The organism is Methylomonas sp. PHL2-19 (assembly GCF_059331595.1).
On record NZ_CP196839.1, the window covers coordinates 3,869,996 to 3,887,169 of the forward strand.

Below are 17,174 nucleotides of genomic sequence, written 5' to 3' on the forward strand. Positions count from 1 at the left end.
ATAACTCTACACTTGGAGTAGAAATACCTTTAGCGCAGCACCGGGTTTGCGTTGAAACCGCTTTTCCACGCTTTTTACAAGGATAATATGAATATTCAATCCGCCGGCAAAAAATTGTTCGTGTTGGACACCAACGTACTGATGCACGACCCAACGTCCATTTTTCGCTTTCAAGAACATAATGTTTTCATTCCGATGGTGGTGCTGGAGGAATTGGATCACGCCAAAAAAGGCTTATCCGACGTATCGCGCAACGTCCGCCAAGTTAGCCGGTTTTTGGACGAATTAATCCGCGATGCCGATCAACAAACCATCAACGCCGGCTTACCGCTGTCGCGCATCGATTATGCTCGGAACGGCGAGCGAGAATTCGACGGCCGTCTGTATTTTCAAACCCGGCAATTGTCGCATCTACTCCCTGCCGACCTACCTGGACAGATTGCCGATAATTCTATCCTCAGTATCGTGTTGGCCTTGGGTAAGGAATACCCGGATGTGAATGTAATCCTGGTCTCCAAAGACATCAATATGCGCATCAAAGCAGCCGCGCTACAGATTACTGCCGAGGATTACCATAACGATCAAACCATCGAAGATATAGACCTGCTCTACACCGGCACGATGCCGCTGGACAGCGACTTCTGGGAGGAACACGGCGGTAAGATGGAATCGTGGCAGGAAAACGACCACACATACTACCGCGTGAATGGTCCGCTGGTGGCCGAATGGTATCCCAACCAATATCTGTATATGGAAGGCGAAGATAACTTCGAAGCCATCGTAAAAAGCCGCGAAGGCGACACGGCTGTGTTGCAATTGGCCCGCGATTATCGGACCAAACACAATAGCATCTGGGGGATTTCCGCCAAAAACCGCGAGCAAAATTTTGCGTTGAATGCCCTGCTCGACCCAAACGTGGACTTCGTGACGTTAATAGGCTCTGCCGGCACCGGTAAAACCTTGCTGGCACTGGCAGCCGGCCTGTCTTTGACTCTGGAAAGCAAAGCCTATTTGGAAATTATCATGACACGGGAGACCATGCCGGTCGGCGAGGACATTGGCTTTTTACCGGGTACGGAAGAGGAAAAAATGGCGCCGTGGATGGGGGCGTTGATGGATAACCTGGAGTTGCTGGGCAGCCGCTCGGGCACGACCGAATGGGAACAAGGCGCGTCGCAAAACGTCATGATGAACCGGGTAAAAATTCGTTCGCTGAACTTTATGCGTGGCCGGACTTTTCTGAACCGCTACCTGATTATCGACGAGGCACAAAACCTGACGCCGAAACAGATGAAAACCTTGATTACCCGAGCAGGGCCCGGCACTAAGATCATCTGTATCGGCAATCTGGCACAAATCGATACGCCGTATCTAACGGCAACCAGCTCCGGTTTGACCTACGTGGTTGACCGTTTCAAATCTTGGCCGAATAGCGCCCACATTACTTTGCGGCGTGGCGAGCGTTCGCGCCTGGCGGATTTTGCATCCGATAATTTGTAAAGCCATCAAGCCGATGATTCACTGATCTCAGCCTTTGGCCACGCCATTAATACCGCTTTAACCAGCGTGGCCAAGGGTATCGCAAAAAATACCCCCCAAAAACCCCACAAGCCGCCAAAAAACAGGATGGCAACAATAATTGCAATAGGATGCAAATTCACGGCTTCGGAGAACAGCAGCGGCACTAATATGACGCCATCCAATGCCTGAATCACTGAATAGGCAATAAACACATACATAAAATGATCACTGCCGCCCACGCCCCACTGCACATAAGCCACCGCCAATACCGGAAAAGTGACTAATGTCGCACCGACATAAGGAATCACCACAGACAAGCCCATCAGTACCGCAAGCAACATCGCATAATTCAAACCCAACAACCAGAAGACTATGTAACTGACCGCCCACAGGATAAACACTTCGAGAAATTTGCCTCTAACGTAATTGGCTATTTGCCTATCGACTTCATGCCACACTCGCAGGCTAAGACTGGTATCCCTTGGCAGAAACTGTACAAACCAGCCCAATAAAACCTGTTTATCTTTCAGAAAGAAAAACACCATCAACGGCACCAAAAACAAATAAATGATCACCGCCACCAATCCGACAAACGATTGGGCGGAGCCGGAGATCAAATCCTGACCATACTTGAGCAAGTCTTGCTGAATGGAGAACATGATTTCGCGAATCCGGACTTCCGAAATCAGTTCCGGATGGCGTTCAGGGAAGCGCATGATTTCGGCTTGGGTACTGGAAACAATCTCTGGTATGTGTTGCACCAGTTGCACGGTTTGCTCGGACACTATCGGCACCAGCACGAACAACACAAAACCCAGCACAGCCATAAACGCAAAGAATACGAGATGCACCGAAATCAAACGACCGAGTTGACGCTGTTCGGCTTTAACCACCAGCCCTTCCAGTAGATACGCCAACACAATCGCCACAAAGACCGGCATCAGCAAATCCAGCAAACCGTATATCAATAAAAAGCCGCCCAGCAAAACTATGGCTAGGGAAACAACTTGGGAATTGGGTAGAAATCGCTGGAAAAAATTTCTAATGAAATCGGAACTGGAAAAGTCAGTCTGCTGGTTCATGAGGTGTTGGCGGCTACGCAAACCGTTGTCGGTTTGATCGCGCCATTAGGTTATATAAAAAAGCGGGATTGCTCAGGATAGTGTAAATAATTTATCAAAATTAGCGATTTCCAAAATTTTTTTAACTTCGGTACGCGAATTTTTAATCCGTATTGCCGACTTATCACCCGCCATCTTATCTCGCAGAACTAACAGCATGCCAAGGGCGGAGCTATCTAAGTATTCGGTACCGATCAAATCCACTTCTATCAACTTCACGCCACTTTCAACCAGCTTGGTAGCTTCGCGAAACTCGTTGTGCACGCCGAAATCGAACCGACCGCTTATTTTAATCGACAGCACTCCCGCATCAACACGTGCATCAATACCCATATTTTTTAACCTCACAAATTTTCATGTCATCTCTTACCTTTAGCCTAAAACAGATCCACATCGCCTTCTTCCATGGAAGATTGCGACACAATGTGCGATTTTCTGACTTGCCACTGTTGCTTCATGATTTTCAAGCGATCCGAGCCTTGCCGTAATTGGTCACGCCAATCAGTGTCGCCACCGGTTTTAAATACCCCCAAACCTATACTGACCTCGTCGGATAGCGAACCGAAATGTTCTAAATTGAATTGTAAGTATTCAATCAATTGCCGGGCCATATCCTCAAATTGCAGACCTCTCACCGCATTACCCACATTGAACTCGATTTGATTGGTCAGTTGGGAAATTTCGCCGACATTGTTGGAGATATTGGCATTAATGATGGCGATATCATCCATCATCTTGTCGATACTGGCCTTGGAACTAATCGCCACGTTCATGTCTTTGGAGGCCATTATTTCGATCATGGTTTGCGCTTCGCGGATATTATCCTTCGAGGCTTTCACCACGCGCTTAATTTCCTCGCTGAACTTATCGGAGTTTTTTGAAAGATTCCGCACTTCTCCCGCAACCACTGCAAAGCCTCGACCGGCTTCTCCCGCCCTGGCTGCTTCTATGGCGGCATTCAGCGCCAACAAATTGGTTTGATCGGCAATCTTCTGCACATCGCCCAATAGTTTCTCGACATGAGCCATATGGCCCCCAACATCATTGATGACCGCGACCATTTCCATGCTCTGCTTACTGATTTGCAGAATATGGTCGATAAAAAACTGCAGGACATCATCGGTTTCCTGAGCAAAACTCGTGAAATTGATACTGCTACGCCCTTTGTCGGTACTTCCTTCCAGATCAGCTACCAACGAATATACTATCGATGACTGCCCGGACGTCAAACTAGCCAAGCTATTGAAGCTGTTGGACATCGTAGTCACCGCATCGGCAAGCATGGATTTGAGCTGTTCCAATTCCGCGCGAAAATAGGAGGCTTCTTGGTCGATACAATCTTTCAAATGCAGTAAATAGTCATCAATCGCGCGCACCAATTCGGCTTCGCTTAGACCCTTGCTGTTTGTCAAGGCTGACACTTGCGCACGTTGCGCACGAAATGCTTTGACCATCCACAACATCGTTGCGATGGCGGCGGCTAGCCAATAAACCAGCGCGTTGGACAAAAGCAACGGCAATAACAAAACTACCAGCGTGAATAAAACCAGAAGCGCGTTATCTTTTAGGAACTGCAACATATTTTCAATCCACCAGGGCCAGGATTTTTTCCGCTATTTTCCCCAAGGATAACACATGATGCGCGGCTCCCAGTTTGTAGGCCTCGCCGGGCATGCCCCAAACGATACTGGATGCTTCATCCTGCACTATGTTGACGGCCCCGGCCTCGCGCATCTCAAGCATGGCTCTGGCACCATCCGCCCCCATGCCCGTCAACATAACTCCAACCGCATTGCTACCCACATTCTCGGCAACTGATCGAAACAGGACATCCACGGAAGGCTTATGTCTGTTGACAGGTGGACCATCATCAAGGCGGCACGCATAACGAGCACCATCTCTCACAACCATTAAATGTTGATCACCTGGCGCTATATAGATATTTCCGGGCAATATCAGTTGCCCATCGCTAGCCACGCAAGCAGTCATCTCAGTGGCCTCGTTAACATGTTTGGCAAACGAAGTGCTGAAGGCGAGCGGCAAATGTTGGGTAATGACAATCGCCGGCGCCGTCCTGGGCAGGCTTTTTACCAGTTCCTTGACCGCTTCGGTGCCGCCCGTTGAAGAACCCAACGCCACAATTTTATGAGTCGTTTTGAAATGCTTTTTCATCGTACTGGCTGCATTCTCATTCACTGAATTAAGAGCTGGGACATTAACCCTATTGGTTTCCAAAGCTTTGACTTTTGCTTGAGCGGCCATCCTGATTTTACCGATAATCTCATCCGCATAGGCTCGTAAGCCATGGGAGACATCGATTTTTGGTTTTGCCACGAAATCAACCGCACCGAGCGCTAACGCATCAAGGGTCACTTCGGCGCCTTTTTCGGTCAACGTTGAAATCATGACCACCGGCATCGGTCGTAAACGCATCAAATTACGTAAAAATGTCAGACCATCCATACGCGGCATTTCTACATCCAGTGTTAATACGTCGGGATTCAAGGCCTTTATTTTTTCCCGGGCAATAATCGGATCACTGGCCGTGCCGACAACTTCAATATCGCCTGCCTCATTAAAAATTTGCGTCAACATTTGGCGAATTAATGCCGAGTCGTCAACAATCAATAGCTTAATTTTTGTCATCCTGGTTTCCTAAAATAGCTCTACGCTACCTTCAACCGGTGCGTCCTTGATACTGGAACTATATTGCTTCTCGCGCAGGAAGATAGTTTGGTTGTGTAAATCTTTAATTTTTTTCATTCTGACCCGTCCGGTATGCGGAAAGAAATTCACCTTACGCGGATAAATATCGCCCAAATCATGAGAAACCAAATTCAACGCTTCAGTGTCCACATAGTCCAAAACGAATTGAATGTTTCTGGCCCCTACATCACCCAGGGTAGCAATGATTTTGCCGCCGCCGAACAGCTTAACTTCCAGGTTTTTACGCTTACCGCCATTTTGCAAAATAGCGTTGATCAAATGTTCCATCGCGTAATTGCCATAGCGAGAGGCATTACCAACGACAGCTTCGTCTCTGGCATTCAAGCGACTTTTACTGGTCTCCGGCAACATGAAATGATTCATACCACCCACGCCGGTCACCACATCCCTGATACAGGCTGCCACGCAAGAACCCAGCACAGTCGTAATCATTTCATCCTGTTTGGTGACGTAGTAATCACCGGGCATTAATTTTGCCGCCACTATTTGATTTTCTTGATCCCAATATCGATTGACGTTTTCGAAGCCGGCGATAAGCGGTCTATCCACATGTCGCACATGACTCACTTAATCGACTTCCTGTAGATGGTGTTACCTATCAAACTGAATCCGGTATCGAGCTGATGCAAGGATTCTGAATGTCCAATGAATAAATATGAACCCTCTTCCAATAAGCCGCAGTAACGATTCGCTAACATCGCCTTGGTTTCCCGATCAAAATAGATCAAAACATTTCGGCAAAAAATAAAATCAAAATACCCTTTCAAGGGCCACTCCTGCATCAAATTCAATTGTTTAAACTCTATCAATTCTTTCAATTCCGGTTTAACTCGCACCTTGTTCGCTTGTCCACCCACACCTTTTTGAAACCAGCGCTTAAGGCGTTGCTCGGCTATTCCTGTCACGCGATCAGCCATGTAAATACCGGCTGCGGCGGTGGCCAAAACATTCGTATCAAGATCGGTAGCCAGAATATTTATAGTCCAATCAGCCGGAACGCTTTCCTTCAAGGTCATCGCCAAAGAATAAGGCTCCTCACCTGTTGAGCAACCTGCGGACCAAACTTTAATCTGTTTAGTCCCGGCATGCTTTTTAAGCAAGCCCGGTACAACCGTCTTACTTAAATATTCAAAGTGGTGATTTTCGCGAAAAAAAGAAGTGAGGTTAGTGGTGACAGCATTAATAAATTCAGTAAACTCAGTATCCGGGTTGTTTTTCAAATAGTGACAATACTGTTTGAAGCTGGTGAAGCCCAGCATGCGGACCCGTTTCGACAACCTCGAATAAAACATATCGAATTTATCGTCCGGCACCAAGATTCCGGAATGTTGGTTGGATATTTTCCTTAGAACGTCAAAATCTGCTTGGGTATATTCAAACTCGCGCGCTTTTTCTTTCATTTTGTATATTCGGGTAGTACCCCATCAAAAGAAGCCGGATGCTGCCTGATCAACTTCCAACATTTCGGCAATCCCCAACAACTCCGAGGCTTCAATAAACTTATCGGAAGGAAAATCGATAGAAACGGATTTCTGCAAGCCAATTGCGGTCTGCTTTAAAATCAATAACAGTTGCAGAGTTGCGGTATCTATCATCGTCACGCCGGAAGCGTCGATATCGATAGCCTCAAAATTGCTGAGCATCTGCGTTAAGCGCTGGTGGAGAGCCGAGACATTTTGAATATTAAGTACCGAATCCAATACCAAAACCGCTCGCTCACTTTGAGAGGCGTATGACTCAGAGGCGTCGGCCGGCGCTTGATCCAAGTCTGTCTCAAGGTTTGACGCTGTTTCTGTCGAGCTCGCAAGTTCTGTCGAACTGTCCGCTTCCGCTTCACTAACTTGGGCTTTTTGTGAGTCGTGATTGAAATCTGATCGATGCATCCAGGCCAGAGGGTCGTAACCGATCAAACTATCTTCATTTTGTTCCGCCATTACATCATCCTCCCTTCTAAAAAGTCTTCGGCAAGTGCCATAAAATCTCGTGCGGAACGGCAACCCGGGCGATATTCAAAAATGGTTTTACCAAAACTAGGGCACTCGGCGAGTAAAGCCGTTTCCCGAATGGTGGTCGCCAAAATTTGCCCAGGGAAGTATTTTTGTATAACACTCAACACCTCCTTTGACATGCGTCTGGCCGGTATATACCTGGACATGACCAGGGAAAACTTGTAGGGCCTTTTCAAAGCACTTTCAAATTTCCTGATGGTTCCCACCAAATGCGACAAGCCTTGCAATGCCAAATAATCACTGGTCATCGGCACCAATATTTCATCGGCGGCAAACAAGGCATTGGCCACCAATACCCCGGAAGAAGGGGGACAATCGATAAAGATAAAATCTTCATCGCGATTGCCGTCAAGCAAAGCTCTGCGAAGCAGATCACCACGTCTGGCTCCACCATCCGTCAATTGCTCAATTTCCTGCAATCTTGGACCGGCAACCACCAAATTCAGATTCTTTCTAACCGGAATTGATTGCTCCGCGAGACTCGCCCCTTCCAACAAAACCTTATCAATCCCACTTGTTTGCGTATCTACAGAACCTAGCGAAACGGCCAAATGACTCTGTGGATCAAAGTCTATCACTGTAATTTTCTTACCGAGTTTAGCTAGAGCGTGGGTCAAATTGACCGAAGTGGTGGTTTTTCCTACCCCGCCTTTCTGGTTAAGGACCGCTACAATCCTCGCGCTCATTTACCCTCGGCAATAGCAGCAAGCCCGGCAATACCGACAAACTCTTCCGGATTTAAAAGCTTATCGACATCCAATAACATCACCATATTTTTCTTGCCGACGAACATGCCGCGCATATATTGAGTATTGATTTTCGACCCCAAATTCGGCGCTTCTTTTATATCGGACAGCTTAATATCCAACACGTCGGATACGGCATCAGCGACGATGCCCATCACCGAAGTACCGGAAGCAGTATTGACACTCATCACAATAACGACTGTCACCGGGGTATATTCCACTTTTTGCATCTGAAAACGTTCGCGCAGATCGACAATCGGCACTATGGAACCGCGCAAATTTAACGCACCTTTTACAAAATCAGGGGTATTGGGAATTTTTCTAATGGGCTCCCAGCCTCTAATTTCTTGGACTTTCAAAATTTCGATGCCATATGCCTCGCCTTCCAACTCGAAAGTCAGAAATTGCTCAACGTGCTGATTGGATTCTAAATCGGCTGTCATGGCGGCTATTCCCTATCTAATGGTTTGGTCAATCAAGCAACTCCGCTAAAAATCCTGCCACTCGTCGTCGGCTTGTGAGGTTTGCTTAAAACTACTCGGCTGACGAACCGCTGGCGATGATGCCATTCTATTGGCCTCTGCACGAACAACACTGGCACTATCGGCTTGATGAACAACTTTTTGCTGCCCGGATTTTTTTTCTGTTTTGAAAAACGCCAACATCTCGACCATATTCGTCGACAAGTCGCTCATTGAAACACTGGCGGCAGATGCTTCTTCGGCTAAGGCCGCGTTTTGTTGGGTGATTTCGTCCATTTGCGCAACAGCCTGATTCACCTGCCCTATACCCGCAGACTGCTCAATACTTGCATCGGCAATCTGGGCGACGATATCCCCCACCTTCTGCACACCTGCCACAATTTCGTTCAAAGCTTTACCGGTTTCGTTCACAAACTCGGTGCCTGCTCTGACTTTTTGCACACTGGTTTGAATCAGCTCTTTACTCTCCCTGGCCGCAGTAGCACTGCGTTGCGCCAGATTTCTCACCTCTGTGGCAACAACGGAAAAGCCTCTACCTTGCTCGCCTGCTCTGGCTGCTTCCACTGAGGCATTCAAAGCCAACAAATTGGTTTGGAAGGCAATTTCATCAATCACGCTGATGATGTCAGCGATTTTATTACTGCTCTCGTTGATTTCCTGCATGGCGGAAACCGCCGCCTTGACGACATTCCCGCCTTTTTCAGCCAATTCTCTGGCGTTATTGGCCACTGCGTTAGCTTGCTGAGCGTTATCGGCGTTATTTTTTACAGTACTGGTCAACTCTTCCATGCTGGCGGCAGTTTGCTGCAAATTCGCAGCCTGTTGCTCGGCGCGTTGCGATAGATTGTTATTACCGCTGGCAATTTCTTGGGACGAGTTGTTAATAAAATGAGCAGACTCGCTAACCTGACCGAAAATTTCGTTCAGCTTATCGATGGTGGTATTAATATCGTTTTTGCAGTTTAAATAAACTCCTTGGTAATCACTGGTGATTCGATTGGTCAAATCTCCAGAAGCCATACTTTGCATGGTACTGCCAACATCTCGGAAGACGTTTTCGATCACATCGGTCAGTTCGTTGATGCCTTCGCTGAGCGTTTCAAAAAAGCCTTGTTTGTCGGCCATCTCAATCCGGCTGGACAACTCACCCACTTTGACAGCTTCCACAATGCTGGCAATTTCCTGCTCGATTTTTACTTCATGCGTTCTATCCAACCACTCGACCACGATGCCGATACGCTCGTTTTCGTCGTTCTTAACCGGGTTGGCAACGATATTCATGTGTCTGCCGCCAATCACCAACGCAGAACTAAATGTGCTGGATAGGTTTGCCAACAGGCCTCGTTGGTGAGCTGGTTTTTTATGGAATTGATCGATGTTGGCGCCCATCAGTTTGCTGGCATTGAAGTCAGGCAACTGCTTGCGAATGTCCGCTTCCGCATTTTGGAACATATCGGCTACTGTCTTATTCATGTAGATGATATCTAAATCGTTGTTAGCCACCATGACACAGGACTGCACATTGTCGAGCGCCTGTTTGATGCGCATCGCTTCCGACGCTACCTGTTTGGAATAAGCCAAATCGGAATTCAATTTAACCTGCATGCCGTATAAGGCCCGATAGAAATCGCCGATCTCATCACCACGGTCCAAATCTATCGTATTCCGGAATTGTTCATCCGCCATCCGATAAGAAATACGTATCGAATTCTCTAGAGCCTTTACAACACTGCGAATCACCGAATATCCCAATATTGAGGCAAATCCGGCCAAGCCCAAAAACAGGAACATCTCCGGGTATTTTTGTTCGATATAGTGATCGTAAATGGAATTGATCGTCGGCAACAAAAAGATCAGATAGATAATCCCCACTTTTTTCCACAAGCCCAATTCCAGTAATTTCTTGATGAGCGCATTAATCCCCGTCGGCCGTATTGTGGCTTTATTGGCATTTAGTTTTTCATACAAAGATTCGGCTTGTTGGATTTGTTCCCGGGATGGCGCGTAACGAACCGACAGGTATTCCTGCACTTTGCCATTCTTGAACACCGGCGTTACGTTTGCTTCCACCCAATAATAATCTCCGGTCTTGGTCCTATTTTTGACGGGTGCGGTCCACGGGCGTCCAGCCTTCAAACAATTCCATAAATCTTCAAATGCCGCCGGCGGCATGTCAGGATGACGAACCATATTATGATTGGCCCCCACAAGTTCATCCTTGCTAAAGCCGCTAATTTCGATAAAAGCGTCGTTTGCATAGGTAATAATGCCTTTTAAATTGGTGCGCGTGACCAAAATGGTGCCTGGCTTCATTAAGACTTCGCGATCAGTCACAGGGTGATTGAGTTTCATTGCATATCCTCCATTACAACCCAGCCATAAACAGCTCTTTTTTTAACTTTCATCTTCACCATCCAGGCCATCAAGTTTTAATAATTTATCTACATCCAACAGCATCACCATTCGGCCATTTACTGAAACCAGGCCGTTGATAAATTCAGTACTGACTTTTGCACCAAAATTCGGCGCGCTTTGGATACTTTTTTTATTGACATCGACAACGTCTGAAACTGAATCCACCACGACCCCGATGATCCTGGTTTTATCGGCCATGTGCGCTTGCAAGACCACAACGACCGTCAAAGGCGAATAATCACTGTGTCCCAGTTGAAATCGCTCGCGTAAATCAATGATAGGCACTATCGCACCGCGCAGATTGACCACACCTTTTTCATAAGCCGGCACATTAGGAATTCGCGATACCGGCTCCCAACTGCGAATCTCCTGAACTCGCAGAATATCTACCCCATATTCTTCCTGGCCCAAGGTAAAGCTTAAAAACTGCAAACTAGTATCCAAGCGCTTTGCATCTTGCTGGTCAGTGTTGCTGAGTTCGATTATTTCCGACATGACACGCTTTAGGTTAGGTTTATTGATTGGCTAAACGCACGAGACCGGGGATATCAAGAATCAGTGCCACCGAACCATCGCCCAGAATAGTTGCGCCAGATACCCCGTCAATCCGTCGATAATTCGCCTCGAGCGACTTGATTACCACTTGCTGCTGTCCAAGCAGATCATCCACGAACAATCCGCAACGCAACCCTTGCCCTTCGACAACCACAATTAAACCTTCGGTTAGCTTGGTGGTTTTCGCGGTGGGTACGTTAAAAATTTGATGCATTCTAATAATCGGCAGATATTGGCCGCGTAACAGGAAAGTTTCGCCTTTGCCCGCTACTCGATTGAGCCTGTCTTCCTTGACATGGAGTGACTCGATAATAGAACCCAAGGGTAATATGTAGGTTTCGTCGCCAACCGCAATCGACTGACCATCCAGGATAGCCAGAGTCAGCGGGAGATGAATGGAAATGGTGGAGCCTTTGCCTAACTCGGAAAGGATTTCTATGTTGCCGCCCAAAGCCTGGATATTACGTCGCACCACATCCATCCCCACGCCGCGACCGGAAATATCGGTAAGCTTTTCGGCCGTAGAAAACCCCGGCATAAAAATCAGCTCGTATGTTTGCTTATCGCTTAAGATCGCATCGGGATCGATCAAGCCTTTTTCAATGGCTTTGGCCCTTAATTTATCTTTGTCGAGGCCTTTACCATCGTCAGTCACTTCAATCACGATGTTCCCGCCGCGATGATAGGCTTCAAGGGTGACCGTACCCGTCTCGGGTTTGCCGGCCGCGAGCCTGACATCGGGCATTTCAATGCCATGGTCCAAGCTGTTTCTGACTAAATGAACCAAGGGATCACTGAGCAGTTCGACGACGGTCTTATCCACTTCGGTGTGTTCACCCACCAATTTAAGTTCGATTTTTTTACCTAGTTTGCTGCTGATATCATGCGCCAGCCGTGGGAAACGGCTAAACACGAAACTGATAGGCAGCATGCGAATGTTCATCACGCTTTCCTGCAGTTCGCGGGTATGTCGCTCTAGCTGAGAAAGTCCGTTTTTCAATTGATCAAGTTTATTCAGTTCGAAATGTTCGCCTAATAAGCTGAGCATGGATTGGGTGATGACCAACTCCCCTACCATGTTAATCAAGGTATCGATTTTGCTGGTATCCACGCGAATGGAACTTGAACCTTTCGGTGCGGCTTTTGCTTCCTCTTTTTTGCCGTTTTTACGCTCCAGCGTATTCGACTCAGATTCTCCGGTACTTGCAAACTCAGGGCTGATGTCTCTATGAACGCTGTTTGTAACGGGCGTTATAGCGATGTCTACTGAGACCTCGGCTTGCGCAGAACCTGTGGACGTTTTGTAGATTGGCTGTTTAGCCAAATCGCAATCGTCCTCGACCCAATCGAAAATCTCGTCAATTTCCGCCTCCGGAATATCGCCCAAAACACGCAATTTCCAGGACAAATGACACTCTTCCGGATCCAAATCGTAAAGATCGGGTACACCTTGTAAATCAACGGTTGTCGTCAATTGGCCCAGGGCTGCCAACTCCCTGAACATCCGCACCGGTTCGTTACCGGTCTTCAACAAATGTAAATGTGGGCTGAAGGCTATCACCCAGCCGGCGATTTGTTCAGCTTCTTCAGCCGGCAAATCCGCAGCACTTTTTGACGCCGAAGTGTCCGGAGCGTGTCTCCCTGCAGGGGAACTGGGCACTGTATTATTTAGCTCGTTATCCAAAGCTAATTTATGCTCAGCGACATCAGACTGATCCACTTCACTACCGTTTTGTATCGATTGCAGCATATCTCTCAGACAATCGACTGACCCCAACAATACATCAACCGCCGGTTGCGTGATCTTTCTGCGGCCATCGCGCATTTCATCAAGCAAGGTCTCCATGACATGGGTAAAGTCGGAAACCGCGGTAAAACCGAAAGTTCCGCTACCGCCTTTGATCGAATGCGCGGCGCGGAAAATGGTGTTGATGTCTTCGACGTTAACATCCCCCAAATCAAGGTTGAGCAATCCCGATTCCATCGCGTCAAGTCCTTCGAAACTCTCTTCGAAAAAAACCTGATGAAATTGCGCCATATCGATTGACATAGAATTACCCGGTGCTGATGTCTCTGAAGAGGCGGATACTTAACCCATCACTTTTTTGATCGTTTTCAAGAGTTGGTCGGGATTGAATGGCTTCACTATCCAGCCCGTTGCACCGGCATCTTTGCCCTGCTGCTTTTTATCCGCTCCCGCTTCAGTGGTCAGCATCAACATCGGCGTAAACTTGTAGTTTGGTAAAGCGCGTAAGTCTCTAATCAACTCAATTCCGTCCTTGTTTGGCATATTGACATCGGTAACGACGCAATCAAAAGCTTGCGCTTTCGCTTTATTCAAGGCATCCGCTCCATCAACCGCTTCTACCACGTTATAACCGGCGCCTTTTAAGGTAAACGCCACCATCTGCCTCATTGATGCGGAATCGTCTACAGCAAGAATTGTTGCCACAATTTTCTCCTCAAAATTTATCGAACATAATTTAAAACCGTTAAATCAGCACAAACTGCGATTGCCAGTTCACCTGATTAGAATTTTACATTGCTCAGATTGTAGCTAAGCTCAGCCAAGATTGTAGTTAGAGAAAGCTGATCTTGCCGAAAAACACTCATTTTAAAAATCTAAGACGCTTCGTTGCTGGGACCGCCATTTTGGCGAAAATCTGTAAACACTCACATTGTGATTGTGGTTTAACTCGCATAACTTTGTTGAATCCTGTGCTATCTTCAAATTCGATTTTGACGAGCCAACGCTTCCCTGTTCCCAGAGTAGAAACGCACTTTTCATAGGCCGGAGCGGCAAATAACAGCAACAGAGTTTGAGTTCATTTGCGCCCAACTACCTGAGTCACAATCCAATAAATTATGCAAAAATTATTCACCGAAACATCTAAAGGATTCACGCTGGTTGAGCTGATGGTGACCATCGCTATCGCCGGCGTTCTGGTGGGTATTGCAATTCCAAGCTTCACTTCGATTATCAGCAACAACCGCTTAACCACATCAGCCAACGAATTAGTCACAGCATTGAATTTAGCGCGAAGCGAAGCGGTAAAACGTGGCGTATCGGTGACTGTGCGCAAAATTGACGACAAATCATCGACTAATAAGAACAAGACCGCCTGGGCTTCAGCGAATTGGGAGCAAGGCTGGGATGTTTTCACGGACGCAAATGACAATGGCGAGTTCGACACAGGCGACGATGTGCTTCTCAAAACTTATGCGGCACTGAGCGCTTCTTACACCTTACGCGGAAATAATTTTGCCAACTTCATTCGATTTACTTCATCCGGACAAAGTAATACCAACGGCAGTTTCGTGATTTGTAACAACAGCGACGGCAACAACACGCCAGAAGCAAATACTTCTAGATTAATTATTGTGAACTCCATAGGCCGAGTACGCATGGGCCTGGACGCCAATAATGACGGCATACCCAACACTGACACGGTGGCGAGCACCGCCTCGAATATCACATCCTGCTTACCCCCATTTTAGTCACCCATGAAAACAGCCAACGGTTTCACGTTAATAGAAGTCTTGATCGCCGTGGTGATACTTGCCCTGGGCTTGCTTGGCTTGGCGGGCTTGCAATCCACAAGCCTGCGGAACAATCAAAGTGCATATTTTCGCTCACAGGCTACTTTGCTTGCTTACGATATAGCAGACCGAGTACGAGCAAACGCAGTGGGTAACTACGATAACCAAGCAGAAACGAATAACGATTGCTTAGCAAACACTTGCACACCGGCACAAATGGCTGGTTACGATTTAAAACAATGGAACGACCAACTAAGAAGTCAATTACCTAGCGGCGAAGGTGTCGTGTGTAAGGACAAAACCCCGGGGGACGGAAATTCAAAATCCGCACACAACTGCGACGGGATAGGCGATGCGTATGCGGTAAAAATTTGGTGGGATGACGACCATGATGGAGCGGCGACGCAACGGTTTGTAATGAGTTTCCAGCCATGAAAAAAAATCAGACCTATTTCCTGCAAACAGGCATGACTCTCATAGAAATTATGATTGCGCTGCTTCTGGGCGCCTTCCTATTAGGCGGGGTAATTAAGATTTTCGTTAACGCGAAGCAGACTTACGGAATGCAGGAAGGCCTATCCCGTTTACAAGAAAACAGCCGTTATGCGTTGGAAATACTCAGCAAAGACTTACGCTTAAGCGGTTTTCAAGGCTGTATATCCATAACCGATTTAACACCCACCAATACTGCCACAACCGCAATTACCTCGCCCGTTGTTGCGCCAGCTATATCGTCGCCAACACCAGCCACTATCATAGTCGGCTACAACGGCAGTGAGGCATCGCCGGTAACGACCACTTGGTCCCCAGCCTTGCCAAGCGCCTTGTCAGGTTTAGCTACGCCGATCACTCCTGGCACCGATGTCATAACAGTGGTTTACGGTGAAAGTTGCGGCGGTTATTTATCAGCAGATATGGCAAGCGCAAGCTCGGATATACAAATTTCCAGTTCCAATACTTGCGGCATAGTTGATGGTGATCCGGTTTTAATATCCAGCTGTAGCAACGCCGACCTTTTCCGGGCCACCACGGGCACTACCTCGACACTGATTAAGCACAATGCGGTGTCTTTGCCGGCAACTTGCGCTTCCCCACCCTGCTACAAAACCAGCTCGGAAGTGTTTGCTTACCGCGCATACAGCTATTTCATCCGTCCAGGCGCAAGCGGGGAACCAGCTCTTTGGCGATACGACAATACCAAGGCTGCAAGTAGCAGCAATCCAGTTGAAATACTCGATGGCATCGAAAACCTGCAAATTCTCTACGGAGAAGATACTGATGCCGACGGGGTAGCCAACCAATATAAAACCGCCGCCAACGTCACCGATATCACCCATGTCGCCAGCGTGCGTATCTCCATCCTGGCGCGCACCAGCGAGAATCTGGCCTCGCAAACCCTCACTTACGATTACAACGGGAACACTGGCATTAACCCAGGTGACCGGCGAATTCGCCGCGTGTTCAACGCGACGCTTGCAGTGCGTAATCGGCTGCAATAGGTGGCACCATGAATAAGTCGAAAACAAAACAAACTGGCGCAGTGCTAGTCGTCGCCTTAATCATGCTGATGCTTCTGACGATCATTGGCGTGACCGGCACCAATGTCACTAGTCTGGAAGAAAAAATGGCCGGCAATATGCGTGACCGTAATCTTGCCTTTCAAGCGGCGGAGTCCGCCTTGCAAGCGGGGGAAACTTGGCTAAATACCCATGCCTACACCTGCAGCAAAGCTGCCGGGAGATTCAATCCGCGCGATAAAGATTGCAATAGCGCAACAGCGGAAACGTCGGAAGTTTGGGACAGCATAAGTTGGGACGACAATGATTCGGTGCTTTATACGGGCGTTTTGTCAAACCTCAGCGCTAATCCTCGTTACATAATCGAAGACTTGGGCTGCTTGCCCGCACCTGCAGCATGTCCCGGAAAACATAACTATCGAATTACCGCCAGAGCAACCGGCGGCACAGCAGACACTATCGTCATGCTCCAGTCTATTTACCAAATTTAGTGAGTCGTACTGACTATGTTGATTTCAGACAGAAACGCGCAGAGGGCAAA

Annotated in this window: 18 protein-coding genes; 5 read left to right on the plus strand and 13 right to left on the minus strand. The window is 47.6% G+C overall.

Translation table 11 applies throughout. From position 1 onward, the window contains the following. The first annotated feature begins 87 nt into the window (after positions 1-87). A complete protein-coding gene (locus ACR02O_RS17775; RefSeq protein WP_033157479.1) occupies positions 88-1,500 on the plus strand; it encodes a PhoH family protein in 1,413 nt (470 codons plus the stop codon). 5 nt (positions 1,501-1,505) lie between these two features. Here the strand turns inward: ACR02O_RS17775 and ACR02O_RS17780 are convergent, their stop codons facing one another. The 13 genes from ACR02O_RS17780 to ACR02O_RS17840 form a co-directional block, all read right to left on the minus strand. Next, positions 1,506-2,603, minus strand: a complete 1,098-nt coding sequence (locus ACR02O_RS17780) for an AI-2E family transporter (RefSeq protein ID WP_033157435.1) — start codon at positions 2,601-2,603, stop codon at positions 1,506-1,508. 72 nt (positions 2,604-2,675) lie between these two features. Next, a complete protein-coding gene (locus ACR02O_RS17785; RefSeq protein ID WP_033157434.1) occupies positions 2,676-2,975 on the minus strand; it encodes an STAS domain-containing protein in 300 nt (99 codons plus the stop codon). Between the two features lie 44 nt (positions 2,976-3,019). Then, positions 3,020-4,222, minus strand: a complete 1,203-nt coding sequence (locus ACR02O_RS17790) for a methyl-accepting chemotaxis protein (RefSeq protein ID WP_033157433.1) — start codon at positions 4,220-4,222, stop codon at positions 3,020-3,022. Positions 4,223-4,226: 4 nt separating this feature from the next. After that, a complete protein-coding gene (locus ACR02O_RS17795) occupies positions 4,227-5,288 on the minus strand; it encodes a protein-glutamate methylesterase/protein-glutamine glutaminase (RefSeq protein ID WP_494522110.1) in 1,062 nt (353 codons plus the stop codon). Between the two features lie 9 nt (positions 5,289-5,297). After that, positions 5,298-5,936: a chemoreceptor glutamine deamidase CheD gene (gene cheD / locus ACR02O_RS17800; RefSeq protein WP_033157431.1), complete on the minus strand. Its 639-nt coding sequence runs from the start codon at positions 5,934-5,936 to the stop codon at positions 5,298-5,300. Then, on the minus strand, positions 5,933-6,769 hold the full coding sequence (locus tag ACR02O_RS17805; RefSeq protein WP_033157430.1) for a CheR family methyltransferase: 837 nt from the start codon (positions 6,767-6,769) through the stop codon (positions 5,933-5,935). The genes cheD and ACR02O_RS17805 overlap by 4 nt, the downstream gene beginning before the upstream one ends. Positions 6,770-6,793: 24 nt before the next feature. Next, on the minus strand, positions 6,794-7,303 hold the full coding sequence (locus ACR02O_RS17810; RefSeq protein WP_051670102.1) for an STAS domain-containing protein: 510 nt from the start codon (positions 7,301-7,303) through the stop codon (positions 6,794-6,796). Next, positions 7,303-8,064 carry a ParA family protein gene (locus ACR02O_RS17815; protein ID WP_033157429.1) on the minus strand — a complete coding sequence of 254 codons (762 nt, stop codon included), beginning with the start codon at positions 8,062-8,064 and terminating at the stop codon, positions 7,303-7,305. Before ACR02O_RS17815 ends, ACR02O_RS17810 begins: the two co-directional genes overlap by 1 nt. Then, positions 8,061-8,567 (minus strand): chemotaxis protein CheW, encoded by a 507-nt coding sequence (locus tag ACR02O_RS17820; RefSeq protein ID WP_033157428.1) that lies wholly within the window; start codon positions 8,565-8,567, stop codon positions 8,061-8,063. Before ACR02O_RS17820 ends, ACR02O_RS17815 begins: the two co-directional genes overlap by 4 nt. A 45-nt stretch (positions 8,568-8,612) precedes the next feature. After that, a complete protein-coding gene (locus tag ACR02O_RS17825) occupies positions 8,613-10,958 on the minus strand; it encodes a methyl-accepting chemotaxis protein (protein ID WP_033157427.1) in 2,346 nt (781 codons plus the stop codon). Positions 10,959-11,000: 42 nt separating this feature from the next. After that, a complete protein-coding gene (locus ACR02O_RS17830; RefSeq protein ID WP_051670100.1) occupies positions 11,001-11,516 on the minus strand; it encodes a chemotaxis protein CheW in 516 nt (171 codons plus the stop codon). Positions 11,517-11,535: 19 nt separating this feature from the next. Beyond that, entirely contained in the window at positions 11,536-13,626 is a 2,091-nt protein-coding gene (locus ACR02O_RS17835; protein ID WP_033157426.1) for a chemotaxis protein CheA, read from the minus strand. Between the two features lie 39 nt (positions 13,627-13,665). Then, positions 13,666-14,028: a response regulator gene (locus ACR02O_RS17840; protein ID WP_033157425.1), complete on the minus strand. Its 363-nt coding sequence runs from the start codon at positions 14,026-14,028 to the stop codon at positions 13,666-13,668. Between the two features lie 413 nt (positions 14,029-14,441). On the opposite strand from ACR02O_RS17840, the gene ACR02O_RS17845 reads away from it, so the two are divergent. Genes ACR02O_RS17845 through ACR02O_RS17860 form a run of 4 tightly spaced genes read left to right on the plus strand, consistent with a single transcriptional unit; the run spans position 14,442 to position 17,124 of the window. Further along, entirely contained in the window at positions 14,442-15,074 is a 633-nt protein-coding gene (locus ACR02O_RS17845) for a GspH/FimT family pseudopilin (protein WP_084153334.1), read from the plus strand. 6 nt (positions 15,075-15,080) lie between these two features. Further along, a complete protein-coding gene (gene pilV, locus ACR02O_RS17850) occupies positions 15,081-15,551 on the plus strand; it encodes a type IV pilus modification protein PilV (RefSeq protein ID WP_033157424.1) in 471 nt (156 codons plus the stop codon). Beyond that, entirely contained in the window at positions 15,548-16,615 is a 1,068-nt protein-coding gene (locus ACR02O_RS17855; RefSeq protein WP_033157423.1) for a PilW family protein, read from the plus strand. Before pilV ends, ACR02O_RS17855 begins: the two co-directional genes overlap by 4 nt. An 8-nt stretch (positions 16,616-16,623) precedes the next feature. After that, positions 16,624-17,124 (plus strand): pilus assembly PilX family protein, encoded by a 501-nt coding sequence (locus ACR02O_RS17860; protein ID WP_033157422.1) that lies wholly within the window; start codon positions 16,624-16,626, stop codon positions 17,122-17,124. Positions 17,125-17,174 lie beyond the last annotated feature (50 nt).